The sequence below is a fragment of the Desulfosporosinus cupriresistens genome (assembly GCF_001707885.1).
In the GTDB taxonomy this organism is placed as follows: Bacteria; Bacillota; Desulfitobacteriia; order Desulfitobacteriales; family Desulfitobacteriaceae; genus Desulfosporosinus.
Genome location: NZ_MASS01000022.1, coordinates 52,828 through 70,527 on the forward strand (window position 1 = coordinate 52,828; position 17,700 = coordinate 70,527).

17 protein-coding genes are annotated in these 17,700 nt (G+C 42.0%); 5 read left to right on the plus strand and 12 right to left on the minus strand.

The window, feature by feature from the left end:
* Window positions 1-87 precede the first annotated feature (87 nt).
* The 7 genes from DSBG_RS10735 to DSBG_RS10760 form a co-directional block, all read right to left on the minus strand.
* Window positions 88-966 carry an Fpg/Nei family DNA glycosylase gene (locus DSBG_RS10735; protein WP_068964330.1) on the minus strand — a complete coding sequence of 293 codons (879 nt, stop codon included), beginning with the start codon at window positions 964-966 and terminating at the stop codon, window positions 88-90.
* A 51-nt stretch (window positions 967-1,017) separates the two neighbouring features.
* Complete coding sequence (gene cybH / locus DSBG_RS10740; protein ID WP_068964331.1) at window positions 1,018-1,737, minus strand: Ni/Fe-hydrogenase, b-type cytochrome subunit; 720 nt, start codon at window positions 1,735-1,737, stop codon at window positions 1,018-1,020.
* Between the two features lie 17 nt (window positions 1,738-1,754).
* The gene (locus DSBG_RS10745; RefSeq protein ID WP_068964332.1) at window positions 1,755-3,464 is read right to left on the minus strand and encodes a nickel-dependent hydrogenase large subunit; all 1,710 of its coding nucleotides are present in this window, start codon (window positions 3,462-3,464) and stop codon (window positions 1,755-1,757) included.
* On the minus strand, window positions 3,445-4,545 hold the full coding sequence (locus DSBG_RS10750) for a hydrogenase small subunit (protein WP_068964333.1): 1,101 nt from the start codon (window positions 4,543-4,545) through the stop codon (window positions 3,445-3,447). The genes DSBG_RS10745 and DSBG_RS10750 overlap by 20 nt, the downstream gene beginning before the upstream one ends.
* Before the next feature lie 291 nt (window positions 4,546-4,836).
* Window positions 4,837-5,007 carry an ATP-binding protein gene (locus DSBG_RS23070; protein ID WP_176716246.1) on the minus strand — a complete coding sequence of 57 codons (171 nt, stop codon included), beginning with the start codon at window positions 5,005-5,007 and terminating at the stop codon, window positions 4,837-4,839.
* A gap of 275 nt (window positions 5,008-5,282) precedes the next feature.
* A complete protein-coding gene (locus DSBG_RS10755; RefSeq protein ID WP_068964334.1) occupies window positions 5,283-6,515 on the minus strand; it encodes an LL-diaminopimelate aminotransferase in 1,233 nt (410 codons plus the stop codon).
* A gap of 108 nt (window positions 6,516-6,623) precedes the next feature.
* Window positions 6,624-7,376: an exodeoxyribonuclease III gene (locus tag DSBG_RS10760; RefSeq protein ID WP_068964335.1), complete on the minus strand. Its 753-nt coding sequence runs from the start codon at window positions 7,374-7,376 to the stop codon at window positions 6,624-6,626.
* Window positions 7,377-7,847: 471 nt separating this feature from the next.
* Here DSBG_RS10760 and DSBG_RS10765 point away from each other — a divergent pair, with 471 nt between their 5' ends.
* From DSBG_RS10765 to DSBG_RS10785, 5 genes are all read left to right on the plus strand, one after another.
* Entirely contained in the window at window positions 7,848-8,672 is an 825-nt protein-coding gene (locus DSBG_RS10765) for an amino acid ABC transporter substrate-binding protein (protein WP_068964336.1), read from the plus strand.
* 224 nt (window positions 8,673-8,896) lie between these two features.
* Window positions 8,897-9,538: an amino acid ABC transporter permease gene (locus DSBG_RS10770; RefSeq protein ID WP_009623536.1), complete on the plus strand. Its 642-nt coding sequence runs from the start codon at window positions 8,897-8,899 to the stop codon at window positions 9,536-9,538.
* 89 nt (window positions 9,539-9,627) lie between these two features.
* On the plus strand, window positions 9,628-10,278 hold the full coding sequence (locus DSBG_RS10775; protein WP_068964337.1) for an amino acid ABC transporter permease: 651 nt from the start codon (window positions 9,628-9,630) through the stop codon (window positions 10,276-10,278).
* 18 nt (window positions 10,279-10,296) lie between these two features.
* Window positions 10,297-11,049: an amino acid ABC transporter ATP-binding protein gene (locus DSBG_RS10780; protein WP_176716248.1), complete on the plus strand. Its 753-nt coding sequence runs from the start codon at window positions 10,297-10,299 to the stop codon at window positions 11,047-11,049.
* Window positions 11,050-11,132: 83 nt separating this feature from the next.
* Window positions 11,133-12,617 (plus strand): S8 family peptidase, encoded by a 1,485-nt coding sequence (locus tag DSBG_RS10785; protein ID WP_068964339.1) that lies wholly within the window; start codon window positions 11,133-11,135, stop codon window positions 12,615-12,617.
* 26 nt (window positions 12,618-12,643) lie between these two features.
* On the opposite strand, the gene wecB is transcribed toward DSBG_RS10785, so the two are convergent.
* The 5 genes from wecB to DSBG_RS23075 all read right to left on the minus strand — a co-directional run bounded on the left by wecB (window position 12,644) and on the right by DSBG_RS23075 (window position 17,496).
* Entirely contained in the window at window positions 12,644-13,786 is a 1,143-nt protein-coding gene (gene wecB, locus DSBG_RS10790) for a non-hydrolyzing UDP-N-acetylglucosamine 2-epimerase (protein ID WP_068964340.1), read from the minus strand.
* 341 nt (window positions 13,787-14,127) lie between these two features.
* Window positions 14,128-14,826, minus strand: a complete 699-nt coding sequence (locus tag DSBG_RS10795; RefSeq protein ID WP_068964341.1) for an ABC transporter ATP-binding protein — start codon at window positions 14,824-14,826, stop codon at window positions 14,128-14,130.
* Window positions 14,819-15,973, minus strand: a complete 1,155-nt coding sequence (locus DSBG_RS10800) for an ABC transporter permease (protein ID WP_068964342.1) — start codon at window positions 15,971-15,973, stop codon at window positions 14,819-14,821. The genes DSBG_RS10795 and DSBG_RS10800 overlap by 8 nt, the downstream gene beginning before the upstream one ends.
* Before the next feature lie 112 nt (window positions 15,974-16,085).
* The gene (gene galU / locus DSBG_RS10805) at window positions 16,086-16,973 is read right to left on the minus strand and encodes a UTP--glucose-1-phosphate uridylyltransferase GalU (protein ID WP_068964343.1); all 888 of its coding nucleotides are present in this window, start codon (window positions 16,971-16,973) and stop codon (window positions 16,086-16,088) included.
* A 364-nt stretch (window positions 16,974-17,337) separates the two neighbouring features.
* Window positions 17,338-17,496 (minus strand): hypothetical protein, encoded by a 159-nt coding sequence (locus DSBG_RS23075; RefSeq protein ID WP_176716247.1) that lies wholly within the window; start codon window positions 17,494-17,496, stop codon window positions 17,338-17,340.
* Window positions 17,497-17,700: the final 204 nt, after the last annotated feature.

Genomic DNA, 17,700 nt, shown 5'->3' on the forward strand with positions numbered 1-17,700 from the left:
TAGCACACAAATCTCTCCTGTTAATTTATGTTCCAGGAGTCATCGTCGCGCGCCCAGAAAAGAACTAAGTTTGACTTATTTATAATCCTATTTTTGGCAATTGCGGCAGAAAAATGCCTGCCTACCCCCGACCTCTGACTTTTGAATAACTTCGTGACAGGACAAGCACAATTTTCCTGCCCGGTCATACGCTTGGAAATAAGGATTATAGCCCCCCGTAAAATCATCTCCCGGAGCAAATTTTTCTTCCATGTCTCCACCTAGACGAATAGAATCCTGGAGAATAGAGACTAAGGAGTGATACAAACTCTCTTTTTCAGCCTTACTGAGCGAAGAAATTAAGCGAGTAGGCAAAATACCTGCTTTAAATAAAGCCTCATTAGAATAAGCATTACCCACACCAGCAACGTTTTTGGGATTCATTAACCAAGGCTTGATCATGCCCTTTTTTCCCTCAAGTAGCCGCGTAAAGTCTTCCACTCGGAAGTTTGGATCTAAAGGGTCCTTCCCCAGCTCCTGCAATTTTTTATCAAGGAGCTCCTTCCCCAGATAGTGGAGATAACCCAGCGTAAGCGAGCAAAAGAAAAGCACTGAACCGTCCGACAAGCTAAAAATGACACTTGCTTTGCCTGGTAATTCCTTAATTCTTTGCTTTAATTCCTCTGAATCATTAAGGACAACCTCAGATAGCGAAAGTTTTTTAACGTTTTCCGCTCCTAAGAAATAAAGCCTGCCATCCAACATCATGTGAGTCAGCAGATAATAACCGTCATCAAGCTGAAAAATCAGAAATTTGCCCCTACGGGTAATCTCTTGAATCAGTTTTCCTCTCAATTGGTTACAAAAATCCGTACTCTCCAGGTTGAGACTTTTAGTTCTTAAGACATTAATCTCGATAATTCGTTTTCCCTTAACCCATTTGTTCAAATAGTTCTTGTACAGTTCCATTTCGGGAGCTTCAGGCATTCTCTCACCTCTTATTTACTCGTTGCGAACTAAATCTCCATCTACAGATTCCTAATGATCAACCTCAGTTGCGGTTAGGTTTTCTATTGGATCTTGCTCTTCAGCTGCAATACTCGGGCGTAAGATCACAAACTTATATCCATTGACCATGGCTGAGATCGTCCCATCATCATCTAAGAGATCTTGGCGGATGACCATATAGAGATGACTCAATAAGAAAATAGCGTATCCCCAGGCGACAAGGTGGTGAAGGTTACGAACCTGATACTCGCCTCGAAAAGTAGGAACAATCCAACCAAAGAGACCCTGCACGATTCCATTAGGGTCACTCCCTCCACGCATTGCTAAGCCTGTGAGAACCATAAAGATGCCAGCAATCCAAATGAAGATAAAATACATAAGTTGAGCAAGGGCGTTATGACCAACTCTCACCGTGTGCTCCGGGGTCATAAATGTATAATACTTAAACGTTGCCACAAGATCTTTCCCGAAACCCTTCTCCCAAAAGCGAAATTTAGAGTATTCATTACCTGCCCAATACCAATATAACCGAAATAACATAATAGCTATAAACACAAAGGCGAATACACCATGCCAATATCGCAAATGGCCAATGAAAAAATGTGCAACGGCCTCGCCTGGCGAAACAAATATAGGATGTCCAATATACATTCCGGTCACAAACAATCCTACGATGGCCACGGCGTTGACCCAATGAAAAAAACGGATTGGAAATTGCCAGACATAGACTTGACGACGAAGAACACTCATCTCCAGCTTCCTCCTCTCTAAAGCACTCTAACCTTTAATATTTCATCGCCTTTAGGTGTCAACAAATGCGTAGCACAGGCCAGGCAAGGATCAAACGAATGAATGGTGCGCAGGAGTTCCAAAGGCTGGTCTTCGTTCACAATCGGTGTGTCCAGTAAAGACGATTCATACGGCCCTTTCTGACCGGATTCGTCCCTTGGGGAGGCGTTCCAGGTCGTCGGAACGACGGCTTGATATGCGCTGACCTTCCCATTGTTAATCTTAACCCAATGTCCTAAGGCACCCCGGGGTGCTTCTGCGAAACCCACGCCCTGAGCTTGAGCAGGCCAGGTCTGCGGATCCCATTTTTCTCCGTTAAACGTCTGACTATCTCCCGCCTTAATATTGGCTACCATATCCGCATAAAAACCCGCCAAATGATTAACTAAATATTTAGCCTCTAGAGCCCTAGCCAAGGTTCTGCCCAAGGTTGAGAAAACTGCTGTCACCGGAAGATCTAACCGCTGAAGTGCCTCATCGACAAGCGACTTGATCTCTTTGTTGCCTCGGGCATACGCAACGACAAAGCGCGCTAGGGGACCCACCTCCATCGCGTTTCCTTGCCAACGGGGGGCTTTTATCCAGCTGTACCCTTTTTTCTCATCGACATTCTGATAGGGTGGTTGCGGTCCATCATAGGAAGGGTCTGTTTTTCCCTGCCAAGGATGTAATCCCGCTGCAGGATCATCATAACGATACCAAGAATGGGATACAAACTCTTGAATCTGCTTAGGGTCCTTGAGATCGATCTCGTGTACCTTACTGAGATCCCGGTCTAAAACGACTCCACTAGGAAACAGGAAGCTTTCCGATTCCCGTATATCACCGGTTGGTACCCCTCCATAAGCCAGGTAATTTCCGCCGCCCCCGCCAAATAAATCTTTCTTATAGAAACTGGCGATGGCAAAAATATCTGGTATAAGCACCTGATCCACAAAGACTTGAGCCTCATCGATCTTGGCCTTCACCAAATTCAAACGTTCCATATTAATCACATCATTGTCATTCATATTCAGGGTACAGGCCATTCCCCCCACGAGATAGTTTGGATGTGGATTTTTCCCACCGAAAATGGTATGAATCTTAGCCACTTCTTTTTGCCAGGTTAAGGCCTCTATGTAATGCGCTACCCCCATTAAATTGGCCTCGGGCGGTAGGCGATAGGCTGGATGCCCCCAATAAGCATTAGCAAAAATTCCTAATTGACCACTTTCCACTAACGTTTTAACTTTGGTCTGCACATCCCGAAAATACCCCTCCGAGGAGTTCGGCCAATTCGAGATAGATCTGGCCAGCGCACTCGTTTGAACAGGGTCAGCTTTCAGGGCACTGAGGACATCGATCCAGTCAAAACCATGCAAGTGATAAAAATGGATCACGTGATCTTGGACAAATTGCGTGGCGGTCATGATATTACGAATATGATTAGCATTTTTAGGGATACGTATAGCCAAGGCATCTTCAACCGCCCGAATCGAGGCCAGGGCATGAATATGCGTACACACCCCGCAGATCCTTTGGACAAAGGCCCAGACGTCACGAGGATCCCTATTTTCCACAATCTTTTCGATTCCCCTAAATAGAGTGCCTGAGCTAATGGCCTCAACAATGCGATCTCCCTCGACCACTGCCTCAATGCGCAGATGTCCTTCGATTCGAGTAATAGGATCAATTACGATTCTTGTCATGCTTCGATTCCTTTCCACTCTTTTCATGGTTTTTTACAACAGCGGTCATTCCCGCGTGGGCCGCCACTGCGATCCCTGTTAGACCAAGAACCCCTGCCCCTATAGTATCCGCATCTTTTCCGATGGCATTGTTCGGGATCTTTGCCAAGCGTGTATAGAGTGGCGTATTATCGAAATAATTATCTTCCGAGCAGCCAATACAAGGATGACCCGATTTAATTGGGTAACTCACCCCGTCATTCCATTCTGTAATTGCACAGGCGTTGTAGGTCGTTGGACCCTTACACCCAACTTTATAGAGACACCAGCCCTGTTTTGCCCCAGCGTCATCAAACGACTCCACAAATTGGCCTGCATCAAAGAAAGCTCGTCGTACACAATTATCGTGGACTCGATGTTGATAAAATGCCTTCGGCCTCCCTAAGTTGGTCAGTTCCGGTATTTCTCCATAGGTAAGATAGTGGACAATCGTCCCCGTTATAACTTCGGCAATAGGAGGACAGCCCGGAACGTCAATGATCGGCTTGTTTTTGACAACCTTCCGAATCGGAACTGCTTGCGTGGGATTAGGATAAGCACCTTGGACACAAGCATTTGTAGCGCACGATCCATAAGCAATGACCGCGGCTGCTCCACTGGCAACCTCCTTTAAAAGTTCTGTAGACGACTGGCCGCCAATTGTACAATAAACTCCACCATTACCCAGAGTTGCGCTACCCTCGACCACCAGTAAGTAGGCTCCTGGATGATCCTTCATCGTCTTTAAACGAGCCGCTTCAGCTTGTTTTCCAGCAGCGGCTTGTAACGGTTCCATATAGTCTAAGGAAATCATATTTAAAATCAGATCTGAAATAAGAGGATGTGCCGAACGTAAGAACGATTCCGTACAACAGGTACACTCCTGTAAATTTAGATAAATCACAGGCAAACGCGGTTTCGTTTGTAAGGCCTGGACAATTTTAGGGAACTCAGCAGCATCGAGTCCAAGCATGGCACCTGTTAAAGCACAGAATTTAAGAAAGTCTCTGCGCGACACTCCTCTGCGACGAGCCAACTGATAATAACTCTCGGATTCAGACAATCTTAACCCTCTCCCCTCTTAGGTCATTCCCTTAACCACGAGTTCATTCTGCTTATTCTTTGCCAAAAGATGGTCAATTATCCCACGCCAAAAGGGGATGTGTGAAAACTCAGTCTCCAAAATTTCAAGTGGTTACAACAATCAATAAGCGTCCTCATTTCACTATTAAAGTGGAGTGAGGACGCTTGTGTTTTGATGATATAGAAGCAAAAGTGGGGATGTGAAAAATATAGTAACAAGTTTTAGCACAGCCCCTTTCATTAAACTCAGCCAGCTCCACAAATTTCGGACTTAAATCAAAGTGCTTTGACCTGTAAGATCTGCCTGCACTACTATAGGATCATAAGGTAGAAATCCCAAGATTGGCATAAAACTCATTTCCCGTTTAATGTCTTCAATCTGACCAGGATATACTTTATTGAGCACGACATAGAGTCTGTTAACTCCAAGGTCTTTGGCCAATTTAAGTACCGCATGAGCGGTCTAGTCTCATAATTAACCCATTCGGTATCAAGTGATTTCTGAGCGTGTAGACTTGATTCATTGTGAAGATACTCCGCGACTTTTGAATCATGGCATCAAACTATGGAAAAGAAGCGTTGGTGATTGTATTCGTAGACCATAAATTAGGTATCTAGGTTACTCTAGAATTAAGAAACCCGCTTAAGTATAATACTCAAGCGGGTTTCAACTGTAATTATTGACCACAGACTAATGACTCAAAGCTCACTTTAAGACTACATTCTGGTCTTAATCCTTTCGATTGCTCGAAGTGTATTTTCTCGGGTGCCGAAAGCGGTTAACCGGAAATATCCTTCTCCGTTCGCCCCAAAACCGGCTCCCGGTGTTCCTACGACATGGGCATCCTCCATCAGTTTATCGAAAAACTTCCAGGAGTCCATATTATTCGGGGTCTTCATCCAGATATAGGGTGCATTGACTCCACCGAACACTGTATAGCCAGCGTCATGTAACCCTTCTCGGATAATCCGGGCATTTTCCATGTAGTAATCAATCGTTTCTTTAATCTGTTTCTTTCCTTCGTCCGAGAATACAGCAGCGGCTCCCGCTTGTACCGGATAAGACACTCCATTAAACTTAGTGGTTTGTCTTCTTAGCCAGAGTTGGTTGAGACTATGTGCTTCACCCTTAGAGTCATATACCTTGACTTCTTTCGGAACAATCGTATACGCACAGCGAGTTCCAGTAAAACCTGCGGTCTTAGAGAAACTTCGGAATTCTACTGCGACCTCTCGGGCACCTTCAACTTCAAAAATACTGTGCGGTACACCCTCTTCCCTGATGAACGCTTCATAAGCCGCATCAAACAAAAGAATAGAGCGGTTTTCGCGAGCATAGTCCACCCATTGTTTCAGTTCCTCTTTAGAAAGAGTCATCCCAGTTGGGTTATTTGGGAAACAGAGATAGATCATATCTACGTGAGTCTCAGGCAGAGAAGGCTTCATGCCATTTTCTTCCGTGCACGGAAGATACACAATAGTTTCATACTGTCCTTTTTCACTATTAAATTTTCCGGTCCGCCCAGCCATGACATTGCTATCAACATAAACTGGATAGACAGGATCAGTTACCGCCATTATATTCTCAATTCCGAAAAGCTCCTGGAAATTTGCCGTATCACTTTTTGCCCCATCGCTAACAAAAACTTCATCAACAGAGAGTTCTACTCCACGAGGGGTAAAATCATTTTCGATAATCTTTTCAATAAGGAACTGGTAGCCTTGCTCTGGACCATATCCTCGAAAGGTTTCCGAACGTCCCATCTCTTCGACACCCTCTTGCATCCCCTTGATGACTGCGGTTGGCAGCGGACGCGTGACATCTCCGATTCCTAAACGGATAATATCAGCCTCCGGATTATTTGCTTTAAATTCATTTACTCTACGGGCTATTTCAGAAAAAAGATAACTTCCAGGCAATTTCAGGTAGTTTTCATTCACTAATGCCATATGTATTCAAACTCCTTTATTAATACTACTTCATATGTTACAAATTATATTTATTAGTTAAACATTTTGCAACTCCGTAAGCCAAGTATACAATCAACAATGTCCGCTTTAAAATATCTCTAACCCAACGGGGCAATGATCTGATCCTAACACATCCTTATATATAACGGCTTCTTTTAGTTGATCTTTTAATCCTGCAGAAACACAAAAATAATCGATCCGCCATCCCGCATTATTAACTCTGGCATTAAACATATACGACCACCATGTATAAGCTTCTGTCTTATTCGGATAGAAAAAACGAAACGTATCTATAAAACCATTGTTGATCAGTTCTTCAAATTTATTTCTTTCCTCCGATGAAAAGCCAGCATTTTTTCGGTTTGTGCTGGGATTTTTAAGGTCAATTTCTGTATGGGCAACATTAAGATCTCCGCAAACTATAACTGGTTTTGAATTCTCCAAGTTCTTGAGATAGTTTAAAAAATCTTCTTCCCATTTCATTCTATATTCCAATCTAGCGAGTCCTCTCTGGGAATTTGGCGTATAGACCGTCACGACATAGTACTCTTCAAACTCCACTGTTATAACTCTGCCTTCTTGATCATGCTCCTCTTTACCCATTCCATAGACAATCTTGCTAGGCTCTATTTTAGAAAAGATTGCTGTCCCAGAGTAACCTTTTTTCTGAGCAAAATTCCAATACTGATAATAACCCTCTACCCTAAATGGAATCTGTTCCTCCTGTACTTTTGTTTCTTGAATGCAAAAGATATCTGCATTCTCCTTTGTAAAAAAATCAAGAAAACCATTTTTTACACAAGCTCGAATTCCATTAACGTTCCATGATATTAATTTCATAAGTAACAATATCTCCTCTGCACAGTACATCTTTCTAAAACTAAAATTAAATTGTTCGCCGTCTCAATTATAATATTATTACTCTAGTAATTCTATATCATTATAATTTTGTCTGAGCGCACGCGCAATTCATGCACGGCTTCTGCCTGATTTTACTTCAAAATCTGTCATTTTTTCGCTGTTTGAGCCGTAATAAAAAAGGAAATATGGCAATCATCCAGAATAAAGTAAGCATATCTATGCCTTACCTTGAACCATTGATTTCCTGACAGATTAAGAAAACATGGCTGGCGAAGGCGGCTGTCTAGTTACCCTTATGCTTAGACGATAGTTTGTGTGATATCTCAAGTCTGGAGGGATGCCTTTGTTAATATGAAGCGTTTAATTGAACACCCTAATTTTTCAAAATTGAGAACCAATATAATACCGATTTAGATTAGAAAGTACATTTATAGGAAGGAAGGATAATAGATGAAAAGATGGTTAGTATTATTTGTTACAATTTGGGCAGTTGTTCTTTTAGGAGCAGGATGTGCTCAGAAAACCGCAGAAACCCAACAAACAGGCGACCAATCATGGAATAAAATTAAGGCCAAAGGAGAATTTGTCGTTGGGCTGGATGATAATTACCCACCCGCAGGCTTCCGTGATAAAAATGGAGAGTTAGTTGGCTTTGACATAGATTTAGCTAAAGAAGCCGCCAAGCGATTGGGCGTTAAAGCCGTATTTAAGCCTGTCCAATGGGATGGAGTCCTCTTGAATTTAAAAAATGGAGATATTGACCTCATCTGGAACGCTTTAGGTATTACCCCCGAAAGACAACAAGAAATTAATTTTACCGACAGTTATATGGCGGATAGAAATATAATCGTCGTAAAACCCGGTTCACCGATCAAGACAAAGGCTGATTTAGCGGGTAAAGTGATTGGACTCCAATTAGGCAGCACCGCTGAACCAGCTGTCACGAAAGATTCGATATCATCTCAAATTAAAGAAATTCGAAAGTTTGAAAGCCCGACAGTTGCCTTAATGGATTTGGAGGCTGGCCGCATTGATGCTGTTGTAACCAATGAAATGAACGCCCGGTTCTTGATCTCCACAGAGAAGACTACGGATAAGTACTACATTTTGACAGAAAAAGAGGGTGATTTTGGTAAGGAACCATTTGGTGTCGGTGTCCGCAAGGAAGACAAAACCTTCCTAACTGAGCTTAATCGAGTTCTCAAAGATATGAAATCCGACGGCACTGCTGCCAAAATCAGCAACCAATGGTTTGGGACCGATATCATCAAGTAATTGAATAACAAATATATGGAACAAGGAATAGGAACGAAACTTCCTATTCCTTGTTTTTAAAGAAAACTTGGCTGGCACTGAGCCTTGGCGAAGGTGGTCCCCTCTCGCCGTCCTTGGCCAGCGGCCGCCTTAGTTGCCCTTATGCTTAGCAAGTATATAACGTGTTTATACTTGCTGATAGTATAAAGAAAACATAGACAATCATTAAGGGATGGGAGAAAACAATGGAGTATGTTTTGACAATATTACCTGTTCTTATGAAAGGCCTAAAGCTATCGCTCACAGTTTATGCGATTGTCATAATTTTAGTGCCTCCTTTGGCCATTTTGGTAGCTATAGGCAAAGTGTCCGGTCCACAAATTCTGAAAAGAATTTTATTCTTATATACTTGGATTTGGCGGGGCACACCACTACTACTCCAATTGTTCTTTATTTACTTCGGATTACCATACTTTGGCATCAATTTATCCCCCTTAGTCTCCATAATCATTGCCTTTGTTTTGAATGTAGGGGCTTATGAAACTGAAATTATTCGAGCAGGGATTGAATCCATAGACAAAGGACAGTACGAAGCAGCTAAAGCTTTAGGAATGACTTATGTACAAACGATACGTCGGATCATCATTCCGCAAACAATCCGACGTGTGCTGCCTGCTACCTGCAGCGAAGCCTTACTAACTTTTAAGGACACTGCATTGGTTGCAGCTATTGGTATGGGCGATTTACTGCGTTCAGCCAAGGAAGTAGTTACAAGGGATTTCAGAATTACTGCCTTTTTTATAGCCTTTATCATCTATCTAATTATTTCCTCCATTTTAGTACTAACGTTTTCCCGCTTGGAGAAGAAATACTCTCTCTACGAATAAGGAAGACGAGCAAGGATCGCTGCCGCTCTACAGAAGACAACTAAAACAACGGTTAATTATGGACAAACGTAAGGGGACAAGAAAAGATTATGGATCATATAGAATACGTTCTAAATATTCTTCCGTTCATTTTATCGGGTTTAAAGCTCACCGCAAAGATTTATGTAGCTACTTTGGTAATTGCTTTACCTTTAGGACTAATAGCAGCTATCGGCAAAGTAAAGGGCCCCAAACTTATAAAGCAGGTTTTATTCTTATATACCTGGGTTTGGCGGGCCACACCACTACTACTCCAATTGTTCTTTATGTTCTATGGCTTACCTGTCATTGGTATCAGGCTTTCTCCCTTTGCCGCAGCGACTATTACCTATGCTTTGAATTATGGGGCTTATTTGACGGAAATTTTCCGAGGTGGAATTGAATCCATAGACAAAGGTCAATATGAAGCAGCTAAAACCTTAGGTATGACCTATCCGCAGACTATGCGCCGGATTATTATCCCCCAAACCGTGAGACGAGTTTTACCGACTACCTGCAGTGAAGCTGTCAATTTAGTGAAAGATACAGCCCTTCTAGCTGTACTTGGTCTACCTGATTTATTGCGTATTGCCACTCAGATTTTCACTAGGGATTTTGATATCACTCCATTTATTGTAGCATTTATTCTTTACTTAATTATTTCGTCTGTTCTTGTCAAACTATTTGGAAAGTTAGAAAAGATGTATTCCATTTATGAGTAGGAGAGTGAATCAGTGACGATGATACGCATGAACAATATTCACAAATATTTTGGTAGTCTCCATGTTTTGCAAGGAGTTTCCTTAGAAGTAGCTAAAGGGGAAATTGTTGCCGTAATCGGTCCCAGTGGGTCGGGTAAAAGTACCTTGCTCCGCTGCATGAATCAATTGGAAAGAATCGACCATGGCCTACTCGAGATAGAAGGTATCGTGATCGAGGCAGCTGGAGATGTAGGCATTAAGGTGACTGCAACGCCTCAAGATGTCAGAGCTACCTATCGAAGAATGGGTATGGTATTTCAAAACTTCAATCTTTTCCCCCATATGACAGCGTTGGGCAATGTGATGGAAGCACCTATATCTGTTAATAAAGTGACGAAAACCATTGCTGTCCAAATTGCCGAGAAACAATTAGCTAAGGTGGGTCTGCTGGAAAAAAAGGACACCTTTCCCTCAAAATTATCTGGGGGACAAAAACAGCGGGTGGCTATTGCTCGAGCCCTAGCCATGAATCCCGATATTATGCTTTTTGATGAACCAACATCTGCTTTAGATCCTGAGCTAGTTGGCGAAGTACTCAGTGTCATAAAAAAACTTGCTCAAGAACATATGACCATGTTAATTGTAACCCATGAAATGGGGTTTGCGAAGGAAATAGCCGATCGGGTAATTTTTATGGATGATGGTAAAATTTTAGAAGACAGTAGTCCAAAAGAGTTCTTTGAAAATCCTCGTCATTCCAGGATCAAAACGTTTCTGGAGAAGATGCTGTAAATATGTCTGAAAGGAAACAGCAATAGCTGTCTTAGGCAGATACAACAAGAATAACTCATATTTAAGAAAGAGGGTGGCAAAAAATGAATAAGAATAGGATTTTTGGGTTGGTAGTAGTTATGAGCCTTATCTTGGCTACGTTTAATACTCCAGCCGAGGCGGCTCCGACAAAAACCAATTACACGATTGCTTTCCAGCAGCAAATTCCAGCGGACTATGATCTAGTTATTTCTCAAGCTGGAGGCACGATACTTCAAGTATTGCCTGAGGTGTCAGGACTGGAGGTACAATCCGATAACCCGTCTTTTTTAAATAATCTCAAAGTAGTTAAAGGAATCCAAGCCGCAAACGTCGAGTTGGTTTCAAAATTAGAAAATAAAGAAGTTAACCCGGTGGCTGCTAACGGTCAACCTGTTACAGATATTCCTCAAGCTAATCAAACCACTAGTTACTGGAACTATCAATGGGATATCCAACGGATTACCCATAATGGAGATTCTTATGCGATGGAGACTGGCGGTGAGGTAAGCTCTAATGGAACAGTAATCCACAAGGCGATTGTCGGTATCATTGACACTGGGATTGATTTTCACCATCCAGATCTCAAATCTAACATTGTTGGCGGGCAAAACTTTGTACCAGCAAATGCAGACGGAAACACAACCGAAACTGGTGATCCTAATGACTATGAGGATCGCCTCGGGCACGGTACGCACGTTGCGGGTTCAATTGCGGCAAATGGCAAAATGCAAGGGATTGGCCCCAATTTAGGAATCCGTGCTTATCGTATCTTCTCGGCCAAGGGCAGTACGCTGACGACCTGGATTATACCAGCTATTATACAAGCAGCAAAAGACAAAGTGGACGTCATAAATATGTCCATCGGTGGATTCGATGCTATCTCTCGTTATACATATCTGGATGAGAAAAATGCTTATAGTGACGTTGCCGATGCACTTTTATACAGACGGGCCATTCAATACGCTGTAGATCATAATGTCACAGTCGTCACTGCTGCGGGGAATGAATCTCTTAACTTAAATAATCCGACTACAATCACAAGTTACATGAACCAAACATACGGAGACTTAGGCCTTCAGTTTAAAGGCGCATCTCGCGAAGTACCGGGACAAACCCCGGGAGTTATCACCGTATCATCTTCTAATGAATGGTCTAAAGATAAAATTGCTTTCTACTCTAATTACGGATCTCGCTCAATCGATGTAGCCGCCCCCGGTGGTGACTTTGGACCAATCTTTGACCAAACCGGTGATCTCAACCTACGGGACCTCCACTACCTTACATTTAGCACCTATCCGACGAACATGGAACCCTATATCACATCAAATCTTCGGGGCTATGCTCTGATGCAAGGTACCTCAATGGCTTCACCGAAAGTTGCAGGGATTGCCGGAGTCATTAAAGCCCATAATCCAGGATTGACCCCAGCCCAAGTAACCGCTTTGATTCAAAAAACAGCGATCGATTTAGGTAAACCTGGAACCGATGAGCTCTTTGGCGCGGGCGAGGCCAATATTTACACCGCATTAACCGGAATGAAGAAATAGAACTTTGTAACAGGCAACTTTAAGCTTTAACCCTCAAAATTGCCTGGTCGCTCTCCTAATCCAAAGTAGTACAAAACGGCTTCTCTTATCCTCTCGGATGCATGACCATCTCCGTATGGATTATTCACTGAAGTCATTGTACGGTAAACGAACGAGTGGTTCAGTAAACCATAACTCAAGTTATAGATGTCCTCTTCATTTGTCCCAACAAGTCTTAAAGTTCTTGTCTTGATTTCTTCTGGCCGTTCGGTAGTATTCCTCAAATCAAGAACGGGTACTCCGAGCGACAGGGCTTCTTCCTGAGCTCTCCCAGAATCAGTAAGTATTAGATACGAACGAGCCATAAAATTATGAGCTTCTATGACATCTAATGGCTCAATGAGATGTATTCGTAAATGATTCCCAAGAATTCTTACTGCCAGTTCTCTTACTGCCGGATTTCTGTGCATTGGATAGACAACAACAACATCATTATGATCATCAACAATCCGAAGTACAGCGCGAAAAATATTCTCCATTGGTTGACCCATATTTTCTCTACTATTTACTGTCATGAAAATCAGCCTAAAATTCTTACCAAAGTTATCAAAGATAGGATGATTAAAATTGCTGCGTACAGTAGTTTTCATAGCATCAAGTACTGTGTTGCCCGTCATGAAAATGTTTTGTTGTTTTTTACCTTCCTTTAATAAGTTATTTGCAGATATCCAGGTAGGAGCAAAATGCAGGTCTGCTATATTACCTGTTAATTGACGGTTTATCTCCTCAGGAAAAGGGGAATATTTATCATACGTTCTTAAGCCTGCTTCTACATGTCCTATTGTTATTCGTTGGTAAAAAGCAGCCAGTGCCGCCATAAAAGTGGTTGAAGTATCTCCATGCACCAATACAATATGAGGCTTGGTTTCCACAATCACCTTCTCCGATTTTTCTAACGCACGACTTGTAATTTGTGTCAGAGTCTGTCCAGGCTGCATTATGTTTAAATCATATTCCGGCTCAATCTGGAAAATACTAAGCACTTGATCTAGCATGTCTCTATGCTGAGCAGTTACACATACCTTATTATCAATTTTGTCTGGGAATCTCTGAAGTTCTTTAACTAACGGAGCCATTTTAATAGCCTCAAGTCTTGTGCCAAATACAGTCAGGCATCGAATTTTTTCCATGTGTTCCAGACCCCTTCTGAAGCCATTGCCTCACACAAAATTCCTTTTACATGTTAACTCTAAATTTTATCCAATCGTGAGACTCTCACTTCTACAAGTGGGAGTGGTACCCGTACTCTGCTTCGGTGACGATAGTCTCCCCCACCGAAGACTCGATGTTCAACCTTAGTTGAACGAGTTCACGGTGTATGGTCTGAGCCTACGACCCCTATATTCTAGCTATTATAAGATGCTTTCAATATTTGTACATCCGTATACGCTACAGGATAAATAAATAAATTCCTAGGTATTTCCTACAGGTTGATATCATAATTGATATCAGAATGCAAAAGAGCCACACATCACGTGTGACTCTTTTGCATCTTGCTCCCCTTGTGGGGGAGTAAGATTTTCCCATCCTGAATTTCAATGATGCGGCCGGCTAAGTGTTTATCGTGGGTTACAATGACAAAAGCAACACCATACTCTTTATTCACTTGTTTAAAGATGTTATAAACATCTTCTGAACTATGTAAATCTAAATTTCCCGTTGGCTCATCAGCCAAGATAATCTTAGGGTTATTGATCAGCGACCTGGCAATCGCTACACGTTGCTGTTGACCTCCAGATAGATCAAGGACATTGTAGCGGCGATACTTATATAGCCCTAACATATCTAATAAGCGGTTCGCTCTTTCCTTCACCTCAGATCGGTTGTTTCTATGTATTTCACTAGGCATCAGAACATTGTCAAAAACATTGAACTCTTGTAATAAAAAATGAAACTGAAAAATAAACCCCATAGCCTGATTCCGCAGTTTAGCTAACTTGCGCTGGGCCATATTTTTAATATTTGATCCATCGATGATGACTTCTCCACTAGTGGGCCTATCGAGAGTGCCCATGATATTTAAAAGCGTCGTTTTACCGCTTCCAGAAGCACCTACAACCGAGTTAATACTGTGTTCCTCAATTTCTAAATTAATATCGTAAAGAATTTGCGACTTTACCCGAGTCCCATAAGTTTTGTTAACATCGATCAATTCAATGACATTAGGCATTTTTAATTACCTCAATTGGGTTTAATTTAATACACCTGAGCGCAGGGAAAACGGCAGTTGACATTGAAACCACAAAGAAAATAAGCATAGACAGCCCAATAAACCTATAATCCACTGTAACATTAACCACGGGCAGTCCTTGAGCAGTCACAATGTATTTATTAAATCCTCTAAGAAAGACGACAAGGAAGCCAAGACTAAGGGCGATTCCTATAAGACTAAATAATAACGCTTGATAGAAGAAAACAAGGCTCGACGAAAAGTCCGTAAGACCCATCGCCTTTAAAATACCAACTTGTTTCGATTTTTGGAAAACGTTAATTGTCAATATATTGATAATACTTATAATGGTCGCCAACATAATAAAAAATTCGATGACAAGGGTTACTAGTTTTTGACCTGCGATAGCACTGACTATTAACTGATTCTGATCTTTCCAATTAGAAAGTGCTAACTCTTCCCCTGACAGGGCCCTGCTAATTTGGTCACTGACAACATCTGCTTGAAATGGGTCGTCAATCTCTAACTCAATCCCAGTCACTTTATCACCAAAACCGATGAAGTTTTGTGCGGTAGTTAAATTCGAAATCACCCACGCATTATTAATCTTAGCAACATCAAAATCATACAAGCCAACAATTTTCATGGTCGCCGTTTGTCTACCAAGGGTTAAGATACTGACCTCATCCCCGACCTTGACACCTAATCGCTCAGCTAATTCTTTGCCGAGTAAAACCTCATTATTGTTAACTGGTGAACTTCCTTCGTAAATTGCCGCTGTAATGTTATATAGACGCTCGGTGTCTAAGATATTAAACCCCCGTACAAGTATAGGGATCGTCATTTTCCCAAGTTTTATCCACGCTTGGCTATTGACATTTGGTGATACCGCTTTAACTTCCGGAAAATCGCGTCTGATCCTGTCCGCTTCCTTCTGCCAGTCACTAAATCCTCCACTTTTGGAGTACACGGTAATATGGGGACTATAAGCTAAAACTTTATTGACTAATGTCTTTTCAAGTCCTTGACTGACCAGACCGATAAAAATCTGAACAGAGACTCCTATGGCTATGCCGAAAATGACTAAGAGCGTTTGTAATTTCTTATCAAGCAGAAACCGCCACGCGATTTTAAAAGGCAACAGCACAACAATTTTAGTCCTCTCTTTAGTTGGATTTTAATGGTCGGTTCGGCAATATTCAGGAAGTACCCGTCTCCTACCGAGCGGAGCGAGTCGAGCTCTGGAATCAGGAGGCTCTTCAGCCGAGTAGTTCTGTTTTCTGAACAAAATTACGTAAGTAAGTAATAAGATCCTCCGAAAGATCTCCCCGACGCAAGGCGTATTCGATCGTTGCTTCCACAAAGCCTAACTTGTCTCCAACGTCATACCTCCGACCTTCGAATTCATAAGCAAGGATTTCCTGAGACCGCCCAAGTTCCTTAATCCCATCCGTGAGCTGAATCTCCCCACCTTTACCCGCTGGAAGGACACTCAAGATATCGAAAATTTCCGGATTTAAAATATACCGTCCCATTATGGCTAAATGAGTTTCTGGGGCATCTTCCGGACGAGGTTTCTCTACCATATTCTTGGCACGATAAAGCCGATCTTCAAACTTTTCACCATCCACGATCCCGTATTTCGACGTATCCGCTAGAGGAACTTCTTGAACTCCAACTATGCTTGCACCATAGCGCTCGTATTGATTGATCATTTGACGTAAAGCAGGCACTTCAGAATAAATAATGTCATCCCCTAAAAGAACCGCAAATGGTTCGTTACCAATAAACTTACGAGCGCAATAGATTGCATGCCCCAAGCCTAACGCCTCTTTTTGCCGAACGTAATAAATATCGGCCATCTGCGCGACATCCTGCACCAAATCCAACAGTTCGTCTTTGGAATTTTTCTCCAAAAACACCTCAAGCTCCATGGAACGATCAAAGTGGTCTTCTATGGCCCGCTTATTCCGCCCCGTCACAATAATAATATCTTCGATTCCGGCTTTAATAGCCTCTTCCACAATATATTGAATCGTTGGTTTATCCACGATAGGCAACATCTCTTTGGGTTGAGCCTTAGTTGCTGGCAAAAAACGGGTTCCTAATCCTGCTGCTGGAATGATTGCTTTACGAATTTTACGCATCTTCTTCACTCTCCTTTGAATATCATCGATATCTTAGTACTTGTATATGTGTATTTAATAACAATCTAATCTACCATTGTTCTTCTTAATAACTTTCTCTTCTCCAATTCGCGCTTCGTGCTTTTAGGATTTTCCTTTAAGGACAATGGCGACGACATCTTCGCTAGTAATTACGTCTTAACTGTTATCATTTCACTAATTTCCTCCTCCCTATTGATTGGCTACTGCTTTGCTTGCTTCTTATGATAGGTGAAATGACTATCTGTAATAAATGAAGTAAGCCGTTCGATTCTGACTTTTTCCAAGGTAAATTTGAAGCGTAGCTCTTGCATTCGATCAACACGGTGTGCTCTACACCAGCCTGTTAAAACGCCATAAAACATTGGGCTTGATGACAACACCAGACCGAAACGTCAACGTTGTGTTCAACCTGAATATTATGGCTTGCTTCATTTTGCAAATGGTATATCGACTTGGTTAGTTGTTCATACTGTATTGCTTCATTATATAGATCCATATCCATTTGCTAACCTCCTAAGATTGCCTTCAATTGTCTATTTAGAATGATCTTTGTTTAGATGTTTAACATTTATGGTTTCTTATTGAGGCGCAATTAGTGTAATAGTGAGAATACTGCTTTTGGCGATATTCTCTTTTTATATTTCCTGACCTTCCCCCTGAGTTAGAATAGTTGTCATGGACCTCCGAGAGAAGTATAGTGAGTTAA

Bases quoted from the DNA above. Each gene is read 5' to 3' on its own strand.
- DSBG_RS10735 (WP_068964330.1), bottom strand. From the start codon at position 966: ATGCCTGAAGCTCCCGAAATGGAACTGTACAAGAACTATTTGAACAAA.
- cybH (WP_068964331.1), bottom strand. From the start codon at position 1,737: ATGAGTGTTCTTCGTCGTCAAGTCTATGTCTGGCAATTTCCAATCCGT.
- DSBG_RS10745 (WP_068964332.1), bottom strand. From the start codon at position 3,464: ATGACAAGAATCGTAATTGATCCTATTACTCGAATCGAAGGACATCTG.
- DSBG_RS10755 (WP_068964334.1), bottom strand. From the start codon at position 6,515: ATGGCATTAGTGAATGAAAACTACCTGAAATTGCCTGGAAGTTATCTT.
- DSBG_RS10760 (WP_068964335.1), bottom strand. From the start codon at position 7,376: ATGAAATTAATATCATGGAACGTTAATGGAATTCGAGCTTGTGTAAAA.
- DSBG_RS10765 (WP_068964336.1), top strand. From the start codon at position 7,848: ATGAAAAGATGGTTAGTATTATTTGTTACAATTTGGGCAGTTGTTCTT.
- DSBG_RS10770 (WP_009623536.1), top strand. From the start codon at position 8,897: ATGGAGTATGTTTTGACAATATTACCTGTTCTTATGAAAGGCCTAAAG.
- DSBG_RS10775 (WP_068964337.1), top strand. From the start codon at position 9,628: ATGGATCATATAGAATACGTTCTAAATATTCTTCCGTTCATTTTATCG.
- DSBG_RS10780 (WP_176716248.1), top strand. From the start codon at position 10,297: ATGATACGCATGAACAATATTCACAAATATTTTGGTAGTCTCCATGTT.
- DSBG_RS10785 (WP_068964339.1), top strand. From the start codon at position 11,133: ATGAATAAGAATAGGATTTTTGGGTTGGTAGTAGTTATGAGCCTTATC.
- wecB (WP_068964340.1), bottom strand. From the start codon at position 13,786: ATGGAAAAAATTCGATGCCTGACTGTATTTGGCACAAGACTTGAGGCT.
- DSBG_RS10795 (WP_068964341.1), bottom strand. From the start codon at position 14,826: ATGCCTAATGTCATTGAATTGATCGATGTTAACAAAACTTATGGGACT.
- galU (WP_068964343.1), bottom strand. From the start codon at position 16,973: ATGCGTAAAATTCGTAAAGCAATCATTCCAGCAGCAGGATTAGGAACC.
- DSBG_RS23075 (WP_176716247.1), bottom strand. From the start codon at position 17,496: ATGGATATGGATCTATATAATGAAGCAATACAGTATGAACAACTAACC.